Here is a 16,954-nt window from a genome sequence, read left to right as displayed (position 1 = left end):
GATTGCTATAGCAAGAACGGATAGCATTAAAGCGAAACTATTTAGGCAGCTTGCGCCATCTAAAAATTACTATAGCTGTTACGACGAGGCTGGAAAGCACTAAAAGCCCCAAAATAAACATTTGAGAATTACTGCTTTTCTCCCTTAATTCTAGATTGTTGTTACTGATAGAAACAATTTCCAATACATCCGTAATGTCCCCAACGAAGATGGCGGCGACAGATCGCGAGTGCTCAATTTGTAGTTTTGATGGAATTAAACGTCGATCTTTTTCATCAAATTTTTTAAGTTGTTCGGCGAGAATTTCTCCAGGTTTAACCGCTGATTTTGGCAGGGCGTAAACTTGGCTATACATCCGATATCCGCGGTCACCAAAACACAGATTTGGCTTGAGGATTCTATGACTATATGGGAGTGTCGGGTTCGGGTTAACAGAGCGGACGACAGCTATAAATAAATACTGAGGATATTTATTTAAGTTATCAATTTTAAAACAGGCATAAACTTTAGTATATCCTGGTGTCAGCACATCTGCACGCGCAGGCAAAGATAGTCCTAAAGATAAGACTAATGACAACAGTAAAAATGTCGATTTTATGGTTAATTTTTGCATGGCTTTTAGCTAGACTGAATAGATTAGGACTAAGGCAAAAAAACCGGTTTCTATGAAAAATCGTGGATACACCCTGTGTTGGATTGAGGAAGGAAACCCAACCTACAGTATCAACTAATACCAATTATGTATGAAGCTGCATAGAATCGGAAGCCTGAAATCTTTTCTGGTCAAGGATCTATTCTATGCAGCTTCACAGAAAATTGGTATTAGTTTTTCTTCTGTAGGTTGGGTTGGCAGCTCATGTACCTGAGAAAGGCTATACCGTTAAAGAAAAATATTACCTCAACCAGCCTTCTTTTGAGGAGCGACTATGCGTTCCACACTCATAGCAGCCACACTCAACGTCACCACAGCCATGCCGAGAATTGCCACAGGCTGCAACTTCTCATTGATAATTAGAAACCCGAAGAGTGCGGTCATTGCCGGCCCCAAAGTGCCAATGACTGACGCTAAGGCCGCCCCCGCGAACCGGATGGCAAAATTATTCAAAAGATAGCTAAACAGCGTCAGCACCCCTAAAACAACGCCTCCCACAATCAAACCAGGCCAAACATTTTGGTCTATTTTAGGAGAAAAATTTTCCGACAGTGGCACCCACAAACTCAGGGAGGAAAATACAAAAATCGCGGCGAAATTAACTAAACTAAAAGGAATTGGGTGCAGCTTGCCGGCGGCCATTTGCGTTAGCAATACGTAACCTGCAAAGGTAATCCCAGAAGCCAGTGCAGCCGTGACTCCCACCCCGACATTGCCGCCGCCCGGAGGTTGGACCGCAAAACTCGGCCACCCAACTAAAATCAAACCTGCGGTAATCCCCACTATCGCGAAAAAGCCGACTTTGCTAGGGCGAGAACCAAACAAGATCCAAGAACCTAGTACGGTGACGATCGGGTAAATAAAGAAAATCGTAATCGCAATCCCCGCTGGAATATTGCCGATCGCCAAATAAATCAAAACCTGAGACAAAAACAGAAAAAATGCGCTTCCTAAAACCTTGCTCCACAAAGCTCGATCGCCAGACTCGAACAACCGCCTAATATCTTTCCATACAGAAGGATACAGAAATGTCGCCAATATCGGCATCAAAGCCATCACCACGATCAGCCGCATCAACAAAATCAACAAAGAATTTCCAAAACCCGGAGTCACCACCCCCGGAAATTCAAACAAGCCAAAAACCACCCGAGGATTTTTGCCTTTAATCAGAATTCTCAAACAAACATTAAATAGCGACAATACCACTGCCGAAGACAAAGCCAGCACCAAACCTGTCTGTACAGAAGGTGCTTTAACAGTTGCAGCAGGCACTGAAGAAGGCTGTGGCACGGGTTCTCGCGGCGTTTCCACAGGTGTTGCCTGCAGAAGTTGCGGGCGGACAGAATTAAGAGAATTAGTTGATTCCTCGACATAGGAATCTTGAGCATCGAAAGGATTCTCAAGATATGCTTCTTCTTCTTCGAGTTCTTCCCTGATGCGGTTTACGAGATTTTGTAACAGCTCTTCCCCTTGCAGTTCCAGGGTTTTCATGTTGTTGAGCCGCACAGAAAGCTCGCTTTCGTAACTGGTTAAATCTTGTTCCAGCATCTGGAAACTGCGATCGATCCTTTCATCCAGTGCCGCCAGCAACTGCGAGGCCCGTTCGTCGTAGTTGCTCGGCGGCAGGGGGATCGGGAACTCGCCGCTGGGAATAGGGCTGCTAAGAGAATTTCCCGAATTAGCACTGAGTTCGTTGAACCGCTGCACCAACAAATCCTGCAAATTGTGAGCCAAAACTTGAGCCAACTGCTTCAGCCACAATTGCTGCTGCTGAATGTATCGCCCAGACAGAGATTCCATTTGCTGAGACTGCAATTTGCGATATTGCTCCCGCAGGTCTTCAATATCTTCAATCAGGTGATTTTTTTCAGTTTGCAGCCGAGTAATGTCTTGATTTAACTGGCCTTTGACATTTTCATGCAAAGCGTCTAGTTCTTGCATTACTGAGTGAAGGACTTCTTCTGCTGATTGTGCATCCTCTGGCTCGCCCTTTGACGAGTATACGTTCCGCTGCGCCATTAGCCTATAACCTCTAATTTAAACTGCACGTTCTGTGTTCTTAAGTATTGTGACAAATCAGGTCGCAACTTCTAGTGAGTGGCTCTAAAAGATTGCGAACACTGTTTAATCAATAGTAGTCGCTAAGCTAGAAATGTGAGAAAATTGCGAGCGCCCCAAGAACACTTTGTGCAATTAGAAATCATACTACACTTGACCTCTCCACGGATTGCTCCCGGTAATTCTCCCATCTAACTCACCCGATTGCACCCGAATCACCAGCCTAATGACCCCTTCTGCGACTAAATTTGATTGGGGGGTGAGACTCCTAGCCCCTCAACGGATAACTCGATCCTGCAGGCAGAAACCCCCTTTCTTTTGCCCGCGTCTCTCCCGCACTCGCGCACCCAGATTTATGATTTTAAAAGTTCCGATCTTTTGCTCGCGAAAGTTTTAAGAGGCGATCGCACCCTGAAAAAGCCACCCCGCGCCATCAAAAAATTAACACATCCCATCCCCCAAGAGCAACAGATATGGCATCCGAAATTTATGACAATTCCTTTACAAGCGATCGACAAAAACTGAATATTTCCTCAGAAGCCGAAGTCTTTGTCTTCCCCGCCTCATTTGCCCAGCAGCGCTTGTGGTTTCTCGACCAATTCGCACCGGAAAACCCTTTCTATAATGTAGTAACCGCACTGCGCCTAACTGGTTCTCTCAACTTAACAGCATTAGAGCAAACCTTCAACGAAATAGTGCAGCGACACGAAACTTTGCGAACCACTTTTGCCGCGGTATCAGGCCAACCCGTGCAGATAATCTCTCCCGCTTTCAAGACTAATTTAAAAGTATTAGACTTGCAAGATTTGCCCCCAGAACAACGGCAAACAGAAGCAAAGAAACTCTCCGCAGCAGAATCTCTTCGCCCTTTCAATTTATCCACCGGGCCGCTGATGCGAATCACCATCCTGCGGCTGACAGAAACCGAGCATATTCTATTGGTAAATATGCACCACATCGCCTCCGATGATTGGTCGATCGGGGTGCTAATTCGAGAAATAGAAGCTATCTATACAGCTTTGATAAATCAACAGCCATCTCCCCTACCAGAATTATCACTTCAATATGCCGACTTTGCCGAGTGGCAGCGCGAATGGCTGCAAGGTGAAGTATTAGAAAATCAGCTAGCTTATTGGCGGCAGCAATTGCACGGGATTTCTGTGTTAAATTTGCCCACAGATCGCCCTGCACCAGCTAGGCAAAATTATCGGGGAAAAACTCAATATTTAGAACTGCCGAAAAAGCTGAAGGACGCACTTGTAGCGCTCTCGCAGCGAGAAGGAGCGACTTTATTTATGACAGTCCTCGCAGCCTTTCAAACTTTGCTTTACCGCTACTCGCAACAAGAAGATATTGTTGTCGGTTCGCCGATCGCCAATCGCAACCGCAGTGAAATTGAAGCATTAATCGGTTTTTTTGTCAATACTTTAGTGCTGCGAACAGACTGCTCGGGAAACCCGACATTTCGAGATTTTTTGGGTCGGGTGCGGGAAGTAACCTTGGGAGCTTATGCTCACCAAGATGTACCTTTTGAGAAGCTCGTCGAGGAATTGCACCCAGAGCGATCGTTGAATCGCCACCCGCTGTTTCAGGTGGTATTTGGTCTGCAAAATGGGCCGGTGGAGGAGCTAGAATTGCCAGAATTAAAGTTGAGTTCTTTTCATTTGGAAACTCAAACAACCCGCTTTGATTTAGAGCTGCATTTGTGGGAAGCTTCGGATAATTTTAGGAGCAGATACGGCGAACTGTGGAAAGATTCGGAAGGCCTCCGAGGCTTAGCTGTGTACAATACAGATTTATTTGATGAAGTTACGATCGCCCGAATGCTGAGGCATTTTAAAACGCTGCTGGAAAGCATTGTGGCTAATCCACAACAAAGAATCGCTAACTTACCTTTATTGAGCGAGGATGAAGTGAATCAATTATTCAGAGAATGGAACGATACTCGGACAGATTATCCTCAAAATAAGTGCATTCATCAGTTATTTGAGGAGCGAGCCCTGCAGCATCTGGAGGATGTCGCCCTAACTTTCGACAGCCAGCACCTCACTTACAGACAACTCAACAGTCGGAGCAACCAACTGGCGCGCTACCTACAAAAACTGGGCGTGGGGGCGGAGGTTTTAGTGGGGCTTTGTGCAGAGCGATCGATCGACCTAATTGTCGGGATGTTGGCTATACTGAAAGCGGGAGGAGTCTATCTACCGTTAGATCCGAGCTATCCGCGCGATCGGCTAAACTTGATGCTGGAAGATGCTCAAGTTAAAGTCTTGCTAATTCAGGATAAATTGATTGAGAATTTCCGAGACTTCTCAAACTCGGTGATTTACTTCGATCGCGATTGGGAACACATAGCCAAAGAAAGCGCCGAAAATCCCGCCAACACCGTAACAGCAGACAACCTAGCTTACGTTATTTACACATCTGGCTCAACCGGAAAACCCAAGGGAGTTGCTGTCACCCACAAAGCAGTAAATCGGCTGGTACTCGACACCAACTACATAAAAATAGAACCTACCGATAAAATTGCCCAAGCATCAAACGCTTCATTCGATGCAGCCACATTCGAGATTTGGGGAGCCTTGCTTAACGGCGCTCAACTCGTGGGAATTAGCACAAATATTACCCTTTCGCCTCACGATTTAGCCTTAGAACTGCGCCAACAAGGAATCACAGTTTTGTTTTTAACAACTGCCTTATTTCAACAAATTGCTAGAGTTTTACCGCAAGCTTTTAATTCGCTGCGCTGCTTGCTGTTTGGCGGAGAAGCCGTCGATATCAGATGGGTTAAAAAAGTTCTCCAACAAAATTCAACCACTAAATTAATTCACGTTTACGGGCCTACAGAAAATACCACATTTTCGGCTTATTATTGCGTGCAAGACGTAACCGAAACCGAAACCTCTATCCCCATCGGCCGCCCGATCGCCAACACGCAAATTTATCTCCTCGATGCGGATTTGCAGCCGGTGGCGATCGGTGTTATGGGTCAATTGTACGTCGGCGGTGACGGATTGGCGAAAGGCTACCTTAACCAGCCTGATTTAACTGCTGCTGCATTCATTCCCAATCCTTTTAGCAATAAATCTGGTTCTAGCCTTTATAAAACAGGTGATTTAGGTCGCTATCGGGTTGACGGCAACATCGAGTTTTTAGGCCGCGTTGACGACCAAGTAAAAATTCGCGGCTACCGCATCGAGTTGGGAGAAATTGAAGCGGCTTTGTGCCAGCATCCACAAGTGGGTGAAGCAGTAGTAATTGTGAGAGAAGACATCCCCGACGATAAACATTTGGTAGCTTATGTTATTCCTGACGGTAGTAATGAAAAATTAGAAATTCCCAATCTTAAGTCAAGTGACTTGCGCCAATTTTTGAAAGAAAAGTTACCAGGATATATGGTTCCTGCAACTTATGCAGTGTTGGAGAATATGCCACTCACGCCTAATGGCAAAGTAGACCGCCGCGCCTTGCCTGAGATAGATACAGACAGCGAGGATATAACAGAAAATTATGTAGCGCCTCGGACTGATCTCGAAAGTGCGATCGGGAAAATTTGGGCTAAAGTTTTGGGGAAACAGCAGGTTAGTATCTACGATAATTTCTTTGAACTAGGCGGGCATTCCCTGCTAGCAACTCAGTTGATTTCTCGCATCCGAGACGCTTTGCAAGTCGAGTTATCTGTCAGCAATTTGTTTGAGGCTCCGACTGTGGCGAGTCTGGCAAAATACATTGAAACAATGCGCTGGGCCGCGACTGGTTTGGATACTCCCAGAACAGAGGAAAATGAGCGAGAAGATGTGGAATTCTAAGCCCTTACATAATTGGATGATTTTGATTGTTTTGTGGAATTGGCATTTGCCTGTCGGTAGAAATTACCGCAATGGGAACTCATATTCAAGCCTGTTTCACGAGGAGATTTAGACCTGTTACTTGGTAACATCCTAAAGGCTGATGCTGCCTATATACTTGCAAAATTGCTCGCGGGGCATTATAAATAAGGGAGAAAATGTTCTCCCAACAGCGACTCATCCCGAAAATCAGAAACGATGTCCAACCAAGCGTCTGACCGTCTTAAACAAAATTCTGAAAAAATTATGCGGGTGTGGGAGAAGCGGGCGCGTGATGAAGTCGGTGCATCAACGCATCAAACTTCTCTTGTCTTGCAAGATTCCCTACCTCTGTACTTAAACCAACTCGTGGATGAACTCTCAAACAGAATTGTCAGGACATCTGCCCGAATCACAGCCGACGAGGTAGAAAGTACGCGGATTGGCAAGCTGCATGGGCATGAACGGGCGGGGTATGCTGACTACTCGATGACTCACGTAATTTTCGAGTATCACCTCCTCCGTCAAGTAATATTTCAAGTTTTAGAAGAAGAAGCACCTTTAGGAGTGCAGGATAGAGACATTATTATCGGCTCCATTGAGCAAGCCGTTAATGACGCGGCTACTCAATTCTCCGAAACGCTGCGAGATATTCAAGAACTATTTATGGTGACGTTAACTCACGACCTCAGAAATCCCATCAATGTCGTAAAAATGGGAACTCAACTAACTCTGCGGCGGCTGGAACGAGGAGATACCCACACGGATGTGGCCGCAAGGATGCTCAATGCGATCAATCGGCTGGATTCGATGATTCAAAATCTGCTTGATGCGAGTCGGCTGCGGGCAGGGCAGAGCTTAAAGATGGAATTTGAAGAATGCAATTTTGAGATGCTCGTCCAAGAGGTGGTAGAAGATTTGAGCTTTGCGTATGGAGAGCGGTTTGTTATAGTCTCTGAGTCTGAGATCAGGGCTTATTGCAGCCGTAAAGAAATACGGCGGGTGATTGAAAATTTAGCAATTAACGCTGTGAAATATGGTGCGCCTAGTACGCCGATTACACTCACGATCCAGCAAACTGAAACGCAGATCAGCCTTACTATTCATAATGAAGGCAATCCGATCGCCCTAGACGCTCAATCCATCCTATTTCAACAATTTCGTCGAACCATTTCTGCCGAGGAGCAAACCGGCTGGGGATTAGGATTATTTTTAGCAAAAAATATTACTGAGGCGCATCAAGGGACACTTGCGGTTGAAAGTGCAGAGGGCAAGGGGACAAGCTTTATTATCAACTTACCTAAAGTTATTCTTTAGTTCGGGACATTAAGACTAAGAATAAAAATAAGGTATAAAATAATGAATCCACAGTCCACATTTTGAGCTGACCCAGAGAGGAAGCGCTTCAGCAAACGCGATCGCTCTATAGCAATCCTAAATCATTATCAAGACTATGATACAATTATATGCAATACTTGATTGTGACAATAAAACCATGAATAACTTACAACTGCCACAAAAAGATAGGGAAAAAGAAATAGATTGTTTAGAATCTTTCATTAAAAGTGATATCGATGCCAGAGAACTAAAACGAGCAATAGCTGTAAGGATGGCAATTTCAGGTAATATCTACCATAAAATTAGCAAAATTTTGGGTGTAAGTAAGTTTTTTATTGGTTATTGGAAAAAGCAATTTAAAACTAAAGGCATCGCCGGACTCAAACTAGGACATAAAGGGTCAAAAGGGTATTTAACGTCTCTACAAAATACTGAAGTAATCGAGTGGTTAAAGAATAAAGAATATTGGAATTTAGATGAACTGGTTACTTATTTAGAACGAGAATTTGGTGTGATATATAAATCAAAACAGAGTTACTCTGAACTTTTCGATCGGGCGAAAATTAGTTGAAAAAAAACTCAAAAAACCAATCCTAAATTTGATAAAGAACTGGTAAAAAAAAAGACGGAAGAAATTAACGATATTTTATTTAAAAACAACGCTGGTATAGAGTCTGGGGAAATAATAGTATTGTTTTTAGATGAATGTCATCTACTTCATGGTGATCTAACTGGTTATGTTTGGGGTCAATCCAAAATTAGAATTGAAGTCCCAATTACCAATGAAAAAGATAGACAAACTTATTTGGGTGCACTCAATTATCAAAGCAAAGAATTCCATATTCAGAGCCATCCATCTGGTGATGGAAAATCAACAGTTAAACTCATAAAGTACTTACAAAATAAATATAAAAATCGCAAGATTATCTTGATTTGGGATGGAGCTAGTTATCATAAATATGGAGAATTTAGAGACTTTTTATTAGAACTAAATGGTGACAAAGAACCTGATAATTGGTCAATTACTTGTATTTTATTTGCTCCCAATGCTCCCCAACAGAATCCAGTTGAAGATACTTGGTTCCAAGCTAAAAACTTTTTAAGAAAGTATTGGTATTTATGTAGGTCTTTTAAGATTGTCACTTTTTTGGAGAGAGTTTTTTACTAAGGAACATAAATTTGATTTCCCCAAAATACGTCAATATACTTACACAGAGAAAATCATTTAGGATTGCTCTAGATATAGAAAATCATTTAGGGTTGCTATAGTAGAATGTTGCCGTTATCTGTGGAACAAGGCTACTCATGAACTCCAGTTTTACCTAAGTTCTTTACCCGTAGATGCTAAAGCGGAATGGTCGCGCTATTCGCCAACATTGGAGTATTGAAAATCAAGAACACTGGGTTTTAGATGTCACTTTCAATGAAGATCGATGTCGCATTCGGTCGTTGAATAGCCCTCGGAACTTGGCTGTGATCAGACGGATGTCCCTGAATGCTGTCAATCAAGAAACCACTCTCAAGCTTAGCTTGCGACAGAAAAGGAAACGGGCTGCAATAAATGATGAATACATGATGCTTCTTCTCAAATCCTTTTGTCAAGACTGATTGAGATGCTCTTACCCTGCTATTGGCGGCTTTTTGTCAAGTACAATTTATACCAAATTAGATGAGCTTACTCTGGTTTCTTTACTCATTGCGTTTGCCAACCGCTTGCAGAGGTTTTATTAGCTTTGCTGCTCGGGTAAATTTAAAAAGATTCCTTGAACAACCTCACGCGTCAAAACAAAGAAAGAGCCACCTGGGAAGCGATGCGCGGCATCGGCATGTGGCAACTACCAGACTTTTCGACCAGGCTCAACAGCCACCTTGACAGGGCTAGCCATTAGTAGCTAATTTTGTACTCTCACCTCTTTGTCGAGTGGAAAGCCCCATCTCCTTAAGCAGGCGGTTGATGTGACAATCGCTAACTTTAATACCCAGTTCTTTTGCCAGATGCTTTCCTAGCCATTGCGCTGTCCAGCGTTGAAATGAATAGCCATACTCACGAGGACTATGGGTCACGAGTTCTTTCAAGTAAGCGAGATATTGCTCGTTAACTGTCTTGGGGCGCCCCATCGAGTGGTCGTTCCAGTGGTGAGCCTGACCTGTCTGTACTATGAGTATCCAGTACCGCGCCATCTCCGGAGAACACCCCAAGGCTCTACAGATTTGGGCTTGAGAGTGACCATTATCTGCCAGCAGCATGATTTCAATGCGACGACGGTACTCTGGACGTAAATCAGCTTCTAGGCTCTTTAGCAGAAGCTTTTCCTGAAAAGGAGTTAAGTACTGACCCTGCTTTTCCACAACTATTCCTCCTTGTAAAAGTTCAGTAGATGTGTGGAATTAGTTCTCTTATTCCTCCAGAGTCTGACGCAAAAGTCCAGGAATTGTGCAAGAAGATACAAGAGTTAACAATAGTGAAGCGAACGGTCAGAAGTGTTGCTTTTCAGGCGTTGGTGCTATGACAGGGCAGAAGCAGCACCATCTACGACCATAAACCTAGAGACATACCGTAAATGTCAGATTGCATGAGTCGGAGTAGCTCAGCGCCTCACTGGACTTTAATTTGGAAGACCCAAGTCCCTTTATTGTTGGAAATGGAAGATTTGAATAATGAGAACATAACTCCTTTAGTTATGTATAAAAAATAAGCTTCAACCCCTTGAATTATTAGATTCTATCTCACAATATTGAAGTGGCATTAGACAACCTACAACTAATTCCATTCACACTCCATAAGGAGAGGGAAGATGAAAGACAATCAAAATGAACAACTGTTTAGCGAATTAACTCCCGCAGAAGCGGCTGTCGTAGAAGGTGGAGTTCGCGTAGTAATAGATCGCATTCAAGCCGTCAGGGCTGGTGCAGACCTTATCGGCGCTGATGATACCTATATCACAGTCAATGGCATAAAGATATGGGGAGACTACAGCATGACGACAGGGCAAACTCGCTTCGTTAACCGAAGCTACACGGCTTCAGGTTCTTCGGCACAGGTTCGACTTTTCGACGCTGACCCCTGGCCAAATGATGATGACTCAATGGGACAGTTTACCGCAGTCAACACCAGCGGTGCGCTAAGGCGAGCACCAGTGAGTGGAGGTGGGTCTAGCTACGACGTATACTACCGTGGCTATGCCACCTAAAGTAAGGCTAAGAGACAGACTAAGCAACTTTTAGATGTCTTAAGACAGTATTCGGTTCTGGGTCCTTAGACATCTAAGTTAAAAGACTCCACTCGCGATCAAGTCGGGCTTTTTGCCCGACTGTCTTTTCTTACCAGTCATTCCTCCTAAAGATGAGATACCAGATTGTTCTGCAACACAGTGAAGAAGACTGCGGCGCTGCCTGCCTTGCTACTGTTGCCAAACACTACGGACGCACCTTTGCCATCAGTAGGGTTCGGGAAGCAGTCGGCACTGGGTCGCGGGGAACCTCCCTTCTGGGTTTGAGTCGGGGTTCAGAAGCCCTAGGATTCAATGCCCGCCACGTCAAAGCCTCCCCACAACTGCTTGACCAATTGCATAAAGCTCCTCTACCAGCCATCATTCACTGGAAGGGCTACCACTGGGTCGTTTTGTACGGGCAAAAGGGGAAAAAATATGTAATTGCTGACCCTGGCGTCGGCATCCGCTACCTCACCCGCGAGGAGTTAGTCAAGGGTTGGGACAATGGCGTGATGCTGCTGCTGGAGGCAGACGACAGCCGTTTTTATCAACAACCGGAGGATAAGATAGGCGGATTTGGGCGTTATTTGGTGCGCGTTTGGCCCTATCGCGCCATTCTCGTCCAAGCGATTGCAATCAACATTGCCATCGGACTGCTTTCCCTCGCTTCCCCTTTGATGATGCAACTTCTCACCGATGACGTGTTGGTGCGGGGAGATACCCAACTGTTAACCACCGTAGCAATTGGCGTCATCGCCATGAATCTATTTAGTAGTGCGATCGGTTTGGTACAATCTCACCTCATCGGTCACTTCGGTCAGCGTCTGCAATTAGGGCTGATTCTAGAATACGGGCGAAAACTCCTGCACTTGCCCTTATCTTACTTTGAAGGGCGTCGAAGTGGGGAAGTCGTCAGCCGCATTGCTGATGTTAACGCCATCAATCAGCTAGTTTCCCAAATTGTCCTGGGTTTACCCAGCCAATTTTTTATAGCATTGGTTTCCTTAGGCTTGATGCTGTTCTACAGTTGGGAACTGACTCTAGCTTCCTTAGCCGCCTTTGTCATTGTTACAGTCGTCAACCTGTTTTTTCTGCCAGCCTTGCGCCAGAAAACCCGCAACATGATTGTCTTGGGTACAGAAAACCAAGGCTTTCTCGTCGAAACCTTTCGCGGTGTCCAGGTGCTAAAAACCACCCAAGCCACCCCTCAAGCTTGGCAAGAGTATCAGACCAATTTTGGTCGTCTCGCAAGCCTGGGTTGGACTACGATGAAACTGGGGCTTTATAGCAGCACAATCACCAGTATTCTTTCCACTTTCACCAGTATTGCCGTACTCTGGTTAGGCAGCTACCTGGTGATTAATCGCACATTAAGCATCGGTCAGTTGCTGGCATATAGCGGCTTGAGTGGCAACTTTCTCGGCTTCCTGGGTTCAGTAATCGGGTTAATTGATGAGTTTATTACTGCCCAAATTGTGATCCAACGCCTAACAGAAGTCATCGATGCCACGCCGGAAGACGAAAATGACTTTAAAAAGCCAAAAGCAGAAATTAAGGGCGATGCCGATATTATCTGCACCAACCTCAACTTTCACCACGCGGGTAGAGTTGACATCCTGGAAGATTTCTCCCTCACCATCCCCGGCGCTCAAGTAACTGCCTTAATTGGTAAATCTGGCTGTGGCAAAAGTACCCTTGCCAAACTGATTGCTGCTTTATATTCTTCCCAATCTGGTAATATCCGATATGGTTTGTACAACCAGCAAGACCTTTCTTTGGAGTGTCTGCGACAACAAGTAGTGTTAGTCCCGCAAGAACCTCACTTCTGGAGTCGCTCAATTATTGACAACTTCCTCTTCAGCTATCCCCACATCAGTTTTGAACAAATTGTTAAGGCTTGCCAGATTGCGGGTGCAGATGAGTTTATTAGTAAACTGCCCGATAAATATCAAACTGTTTTAGGAGAATTTGGCGCGAATATCTCTGGTGGACAACGACAGAGATTAGCCATAGCCAGAGCCATCGTTACTGACCCGCCGGTACTGATTTTAGATGAATCTACTGGCGCTCTCGACCCCGTAAGTGAAGCCTCCGTGCTAGATAAACTGCTGTACCACCGGCAGGGCAAAATCACAATTATGATTAGCCACCGCCCTAAAGTCATCGGGCGAGCGGATTGGATTGTACTGCTGGAGGAAGGGCGCTTGAAAATCCAAGGCACTCCAGAGGAGCTGCGTCATCTTCCTGGCGAACACTTAGACTTTTTAGACGATATTGCCCCAGCAACGAATGGTTTGGTGGTGAAATCCTCTGGCTCTCACTCCAACGGCAGAGTCCCCGCAATCAGCAATTACAACCATCATGCTTAACAACTCCAACTCAGATTATCTGCCCCCAATTCAAGACAGCGATTTTCTCCCGCCGCTTGGTCGTTGGACTACCGTTGGCGGAGTGGTTATGCTTGCTTTTGTAGGAATAGCGATCGCCCTCACCTCTGTGACCAAATATAAGGTCACCGTCAAAGCCGAGGCAAACATCCGTCCTGCTGGCGAATTGCGGCTCGTTCAGGCTGCCACGGAAGGTCCAGTTATGCGTGTCTCCGTCAAAGAGAATCAAGTTGTCAAAAAAGGAGATGTGATTGCTACTATCGACGACTCTCGCCTTCAAACGAAAAAAAGCCAACTGCAAAGCAACATCCAGCAGACCCAGTTACAACTCGTTCAAATCAATGCCCAGATTAGTGCCCTCAATCTGCAGATTATAGCCGAAACTGACCGCATCACCCGCGTTGTTGCTGCTGCTAAAGCTGAACTCTCGCACCGCAGCCGGGACTATCAAGACAAACAAATTACTACTGTTACTGAAGCCCAAGAAGCCGAGGCGAACGTCCGCATCGCCCAGGAGGAATTACAAAAAGGTTTTGCGGAGTTAAAGTCAGCACAAGCTAACTTAAGCGCGACTCAAGCTGCCTTGGGGGCAGCTAGGTCAAAGCACAACCGATATCAGAGTGTGGCCAAAGAAGGAGCGCTTTCTAAAAATCAATTGGAGGAAGCACAACTAGCTGCTGACCAGCAATCGTCAGCGGTTGAGGCGCAAAAAGCGGTAATTGAGGGACAAAAAGAAACAATTGAACGGTTGCAACAAGCTGTCGTGGGAGCTTTTGCTAGACGGCGAGGCGCAATGGCTGCGCTCAATCCGAGTAATGCAGAAGTTGCGATCGCTTCTGAGCGCATTGGACAAGAAAAAGCTGCGGGTGTTGCCGCCGTCGCTACATTAGACAAAGAACGCAAAGCTCTCATCCAGCAACGGATTGGAATTGAGCAAACAGTTAAGCGCGATACCCGGGAACTCAAACAAGTGGAAATCGACCTCAGCCAGACTGCCATTACTGCCACAGCAGACGGTATCATCTCTAAGCTAAACCTGCGAAACTCCGGTCAAACTGTGCGCCCTGGAGAGGAAATGGCCCAAATTGTCCCTAGTGATGCCCCATTGGTAATCAAAGCAGCGGTGGCATCTGAGAATAAAAGCAAGTTGAAAGTCGGACAAAACGTACTTTTGCGAGTTTCTGCCTGTCCTTATCCAGATTACGGTACTCTTAAAGGTAAGGTCAAAGCGATTTCCCCAGATACGTTTTCCCCTCAAAAGAATAGTACTGATGCGCTTACCTCTACAACAGCTACTCCGCAGAAAGTGGTTGCAGGAGGTTCCTTCTATGAGGTAACAATTAAGCCAGAAAGCCTTGCTTTACATCAGGGAAAAAAACAGTGTTCCATCCAATTGGGGATGGAGGGTAGAGTCGATATTATTTCCAGAGAAGAGACTGTACTCCAATTCTTTCTTCGGAAAGCAAGGCTAATCGCAGATTTGTAAGGTTACTCACCTGACGGGTGACAACCAGGGTAAACGCATCTAATTTCTAAATTCCCATATATAGCGTTTGAGTAGAAACAAAATCGCTACAGGTGGAAAAAAAGTTCTCAATAAACAACAATAAAGCAGAGTTATTGTTGTGCTAAAATCCCTTCTTATTGACAAGATGCGTTTACCCTGGGGTGACAACCCCGTCAAAACATTGATAAAATCAAGAACATAGCTCTCATACCCCTCTGAAAAAATGGTAGTTTATTACGCCTAATTCTCATTAATTCACTAATAATATCTTGACAGAATTCTATTTCAACCACCCAACATTGACCATATAATCTAATCCAAAAACTACTAGGGCGACGTATCGAGCGCCCGAACTCATACCATTTTTTTAAAGACGTGATAGAGATAAAGAATGTAAAATCCACGACCATCCGGTAAGAAAACCAATGACACGATCGGTGAAAGATGCCAAAATTTCCTGGACTTTTATGCGGAGTTCGTCAAGATTACTAAACACCGACTTTCGCTAAAAAATCTTTCAGATATTCCCACACTCTTTCTGTCGGATTTACTTCGGGACAAGCCGGAGGCTGAAATAGTAAAATAACATTGTCTGGTAATTCAGATGAGTCCAACTTATGAGCTGGTGCGTTATCAACTTGAATGATGTGTAATTGCTCAGGATATTGTATTGACAAAAGTTGTAAATATGCTCCAAAACAAACTTTGTCTAAATGGGAAAACTCCCAAAAAAAACTTTTTCCAGTAGGGATAGATACTGCCCCATACAGCCAAAAACACTCAAATTTCCATTGATGCTTCCCGATGGGCTTTACGCCTGAAAGCGTCAGCTTGCGCCGACGAATTGTATGCAGCCCTATCCGCGTTTCATCACGCTCACCAATAAGTGACGTTTTTATATTTGTTTACTTGAGGTAAAGCTTTCTCTAGTAAAGCTTTTATCTGTTGATGCAAGTTATTTTTAAATTCATTAATTGCCGTAGATTTCTGAGAAATACTGCGAGGTCTTGGAATTTTTAATTTACTTTTTAATTATTCTCTCAACAAGAAATATACAGCCGAGTAACTACTGGCTATTCCTTTAATCAACCAGAGCCAAAGATGAACTTCTTTATAACTCTTAAATCCTTCGGGATCTCTCAACTCTTGTTGCAAGGTCGCTGCTATTTCAACGGAGAACTTTTTTGGGCGACCAAAAACCTGCCGATTTTTTAACAAATTTTCCAGACCGCCCTCTTTATATTGAGAAAGCCAACGATGAATTGTTGCCTCACTTTTACCTAAAACTGCCGATATTTCGCGCACAGTTTCTACTTGTTTTGACTGAAATAAGTAAAGCATTTGAACTTTGTTATAAGCTAGGATTCTTTTTTGATTTTTGAGGATTTCTCGTAAATCTTCTACTGATTCGGTAATCTTTATATGCGGACGACCAGACATTGTAATTCTCTCCTTTCCTTTTTACAAAAGTCTATCACATCTTTAAAAAAATGGTATAAATATCAACGCTAGATTCAACGAGTCGGTGACTGCGAAAGTCAACGTAATTTACGACGGATTTTAGATGGAGAAGGACTGCCAATCACATTCGACGGCAATTTTTTGGTTAGAAAAAGTTTGCTTATTTCAAAGTAAAGCGATGCTTTAATTTATTTAATTCGCTTCAACCTAGTCACATAATTTAAACTCGATCCTCTTCATTATTAAGTTACCCAAAATTCGGCAAAAGTAGAAGAGGCTTGCAGCCTCTCTCTAAGATGTCAAATGGGTTCTATAGAGTTGGAGTATCTATGAGGTTGCTAGTTAGAAAATTCAAACCCATCAGCTAATTTAGTTAGGCAATCCAATAGTTACACAGCATTTCATTATTGGTATAACATAAGTGGCAGAGAGATATACAGCGGTTCCCGCTGTTATGAGGTACAATCAATAATAATGAAATATCATTGTGTAATCAAACCTAATGAAAGCAT

At 44.2% G+C, this 16,954-nt stretch carries 11 protein-coding genes and 1 pseudogene; 8 read left to right on the top strand and 4 right to left on the bottom strand.

Annotation, left to right across the window (positions count from 1 at the left end; translation table 11 throughout):
- Positions 1-37 precede the first annotated feature (37 nt).
- Both QUA07_RS08895 and QUA07_RS08890 read right to left on the bottom strand, forming a co-directional pair.
- Complete coding sequence (locus QUA07_RS08895) at positions 38-613, bottom strand: hypothetical protein (protein ID WP_333324231.1); 576 nt, start codon at positions 611-613, stop codon at positions 38-40.
- Positions 614-898: 285 nt separating this feature from the next.
- Entirely contained in the window at positions 899-2,671 is a 1,773-nt protein-coding gene (locus QUA07_RS08890) for an EamA family transporter (RefSeq protein WP_333324229.1), read from the bottom strand.
- 512 nt (positions 2,672-3,183) lie between these two features.
- On the opposite strand from QUA07_RS08890, the gene QUA07_RS08885 reads away from it, so the two are divergent.
- The 5 genes from QUA07_RS08885 to QUA07_RS08865 all read left to right on the top strand — a co-directional run bounded on the left by QUA07_RS08885 (position 3,184) and on the right by QUA07_RS08865 (position 9,483).
- Entirely contained in the window at positions 3,184-6,519 is a 3,336-nt protein-coding gene (locus QUA07_RS08885; RefSeq protein WP_333324227.1) for an amino acid adenylation domain-containing protein, read from the top strand.
- 237 nt (positions 6,520-6,756) lie between these two features.
- Positions 6,757-7,854, top strand: a complete 1,098-nt coding sequence (locus QUA07_RS08880) for a HAMP domain-containing sensor histidine kinase (protein ID WP_333324225.1) — start codon at positions 6,757-6,759, stop codon at positions 7,852-7,854.
- Between the two features lie 178 nt (positions 7,855-8,032).
- On the top strand, positions 8,033-8,446 hold the full coding sequence (locus QUA07_RS08875; protein WP_333324223.1) for a winged helix-turn-helix domain-containing protein: 414 nt from the start codon (positions 8,033-8,035) through the stop codon (positions 8,444-8,446).
- Between the two features lie 120 nt (positions 8,447-8,566).
- Positions 8,567-9,043, top strand: a complete 477-nt coding sequence (locus QUA07_RS08870) for a transposase (protein ID WP_333324221.1) — start codon at positions 8,567-8,569, stop codon at positions 9,041-9,043.
- A 173-nt stretch (positions 9,044-9,216) separates the two neighbouring features.
- On the top strand, positions 9,217-9,483 hold the full coding sequence (locus QUA07_RS08865) for an ISAs1 family transposase (protein WP_445242825.1): 267 nt from the start codon (positions 9,217-9,219) through the stop codon (positions 9,481-9,483).
- Positions 9,484-9,753: 270 nt separating this feature from the next.
- Here QUA07_RS08865 and QUA07_RS08860 read toward each other — a convergent pair whose 3' ends face one another.
- Positions 9,754-10,224 (bottom strand): helix-turn-helix domain-containing protein, encoded by a 471-nt coding sequence (locus QUA07_RS08860; protein WP_333324219.1) that lies wholly within the window; start codon positions 10,222-10,224, stop codon positions 9,754-9,756.
- Between the two features lie 446 nt (positions 10,225-10,670).
- Between QUA07_RS08860 and QUA07_RS08855 the strand changes: the two genes are divergently transcribed.
- From QUA07_RS08855 to QUA07_RS08845, 3 genes are all read left to right on the top strand, one after another.
- Positions 10,671-11,066, top strand: coding sequence for a hypothetical protein (locus tag QUA07_RS08855; protein ID WP_333324217.1), 396 nt, complete (start codon positions 10,671-10,673; stop codon positions 11,064-11,066).
- A 152-nt stretch (positions 11,067-11,218) separates the two neighbouring features.
- Positions 11,219-13,456: a peptidase domain-containing ABC transporter gene (locus tag QUA07_RS08850; protein WP_333324215.1), complete on the top strand. Its 2,238-nt coding sequence runs from the start codon at positions 11,219-11,221 to the stop codon at positions 13,454-13,456.
- A complete protein-coding gene (locus QUA07_RS08845) occupies positions 13,449-14,960 on the top strand; it encodes an HlyD family efflux transporter periplasmic adaptor subunit (protein WP_333324213.1) in 1,512 nt (503 codons plus the stop codon). Before QUA07_RS08850 ends, QUA07_RS08845 begins: the two co-directional genes overlap by 8 nt.
- 388 nt (positions 14,961-15,348) lie before the next feature.
- Here QUA07_RS08845 and QUA07_RS08840 read toward each other — a convergent pair.
- Positions 15,349-16,421: pseudogene (locus QUA07_RS08840) on the bottom strand (IS630 family transposase).
- Positions 16,422-16,954 lie beyond the last annotated feature (533 nt).

The sequence above is a fragment of the Microcoleus sp. T3_A4 genome (assembly GCF_036700465.1).
Classification (GTDB): Bacteria; Cyanobacteriota; Cyanobacteriia; order Cyanobacteriales; family Microcoleaceae; genus Microcoleus.
The sequence above is the reverse complement of the archived record's forward strand: the minus strand, read 5'-3'. Positions and strand labels throughout refer to the sequence as shown.

What these genes read in the sequence shown, in the direction of transcription:
- QUA07_RS08895 (WP_333324231.1), bottom strand. Translation starts at nt 613, where the DNA reads ATGCAAAAATTAACCATAAAATCGACATTTTTACTGTTGTCATTAGTC.
- QUA07_RS08855 (WP_333324217.1), top strand. Translation starts at nt 10,671, where the DNA reads ATGAAAGACAATCAAAATGAACAACTGTTTAGCGAATTAACTCCCGCA.
- QUA07_RS08890 (WP_333324229.1), bottom strand. Translation starts at nt 2,671, where the DNA reads ATGGCGCAGCGGAACGTATACTCGTCAAAGGGCGAGCCAGAGGATGCA.
- QUA07_RS08875 (WP_333324223.1), top strand. Translation starts at nt 8,033, where the DNA reads ATGAATAACTTACAACTGCCACAAAAAGATAGGGAAAAAGAAATAGAT.
- QUA07_RS08885 (WP_333324227.1), top strand. Translation starts at nt 3,184, where the DNA reads ATGGCATCCGAAATTTATGACAATTCCTTTACAAGCGATCGACAAAAA.
- QUA07_RS08845 (WP_333324213.1), top strand. Translation starts at nt 13,449, where the DNA reads ATGCTTAACAACTCCAACTCAGATTATCTGCCCCCAATTCAAGACAGC.
- QUA07_RS08850 (WP_333324215.1), top strand. Translation starts at nt 11,219, where the DNA reads ATGAGATACCAGATTGTTCTGCAACACAGTGAAGAAGACTGCGGCGCT.
- QUA07_RS08880 (WP_333324225.1), top strand. Translation starts at nt 6,757, where the DNA reads ATGTCCAACCAAGCGTCTGACCGTCTTAAACAAAATTCTGAAAAAATT.
- QUA07_RS08865 (WP_445242825.1), top strand. Translation starts at nt 9,217, where the DNA reads ATGCTAAAGCGGAATGGTCGCGCTATTCGCCAACATTGGAGTATTGAA.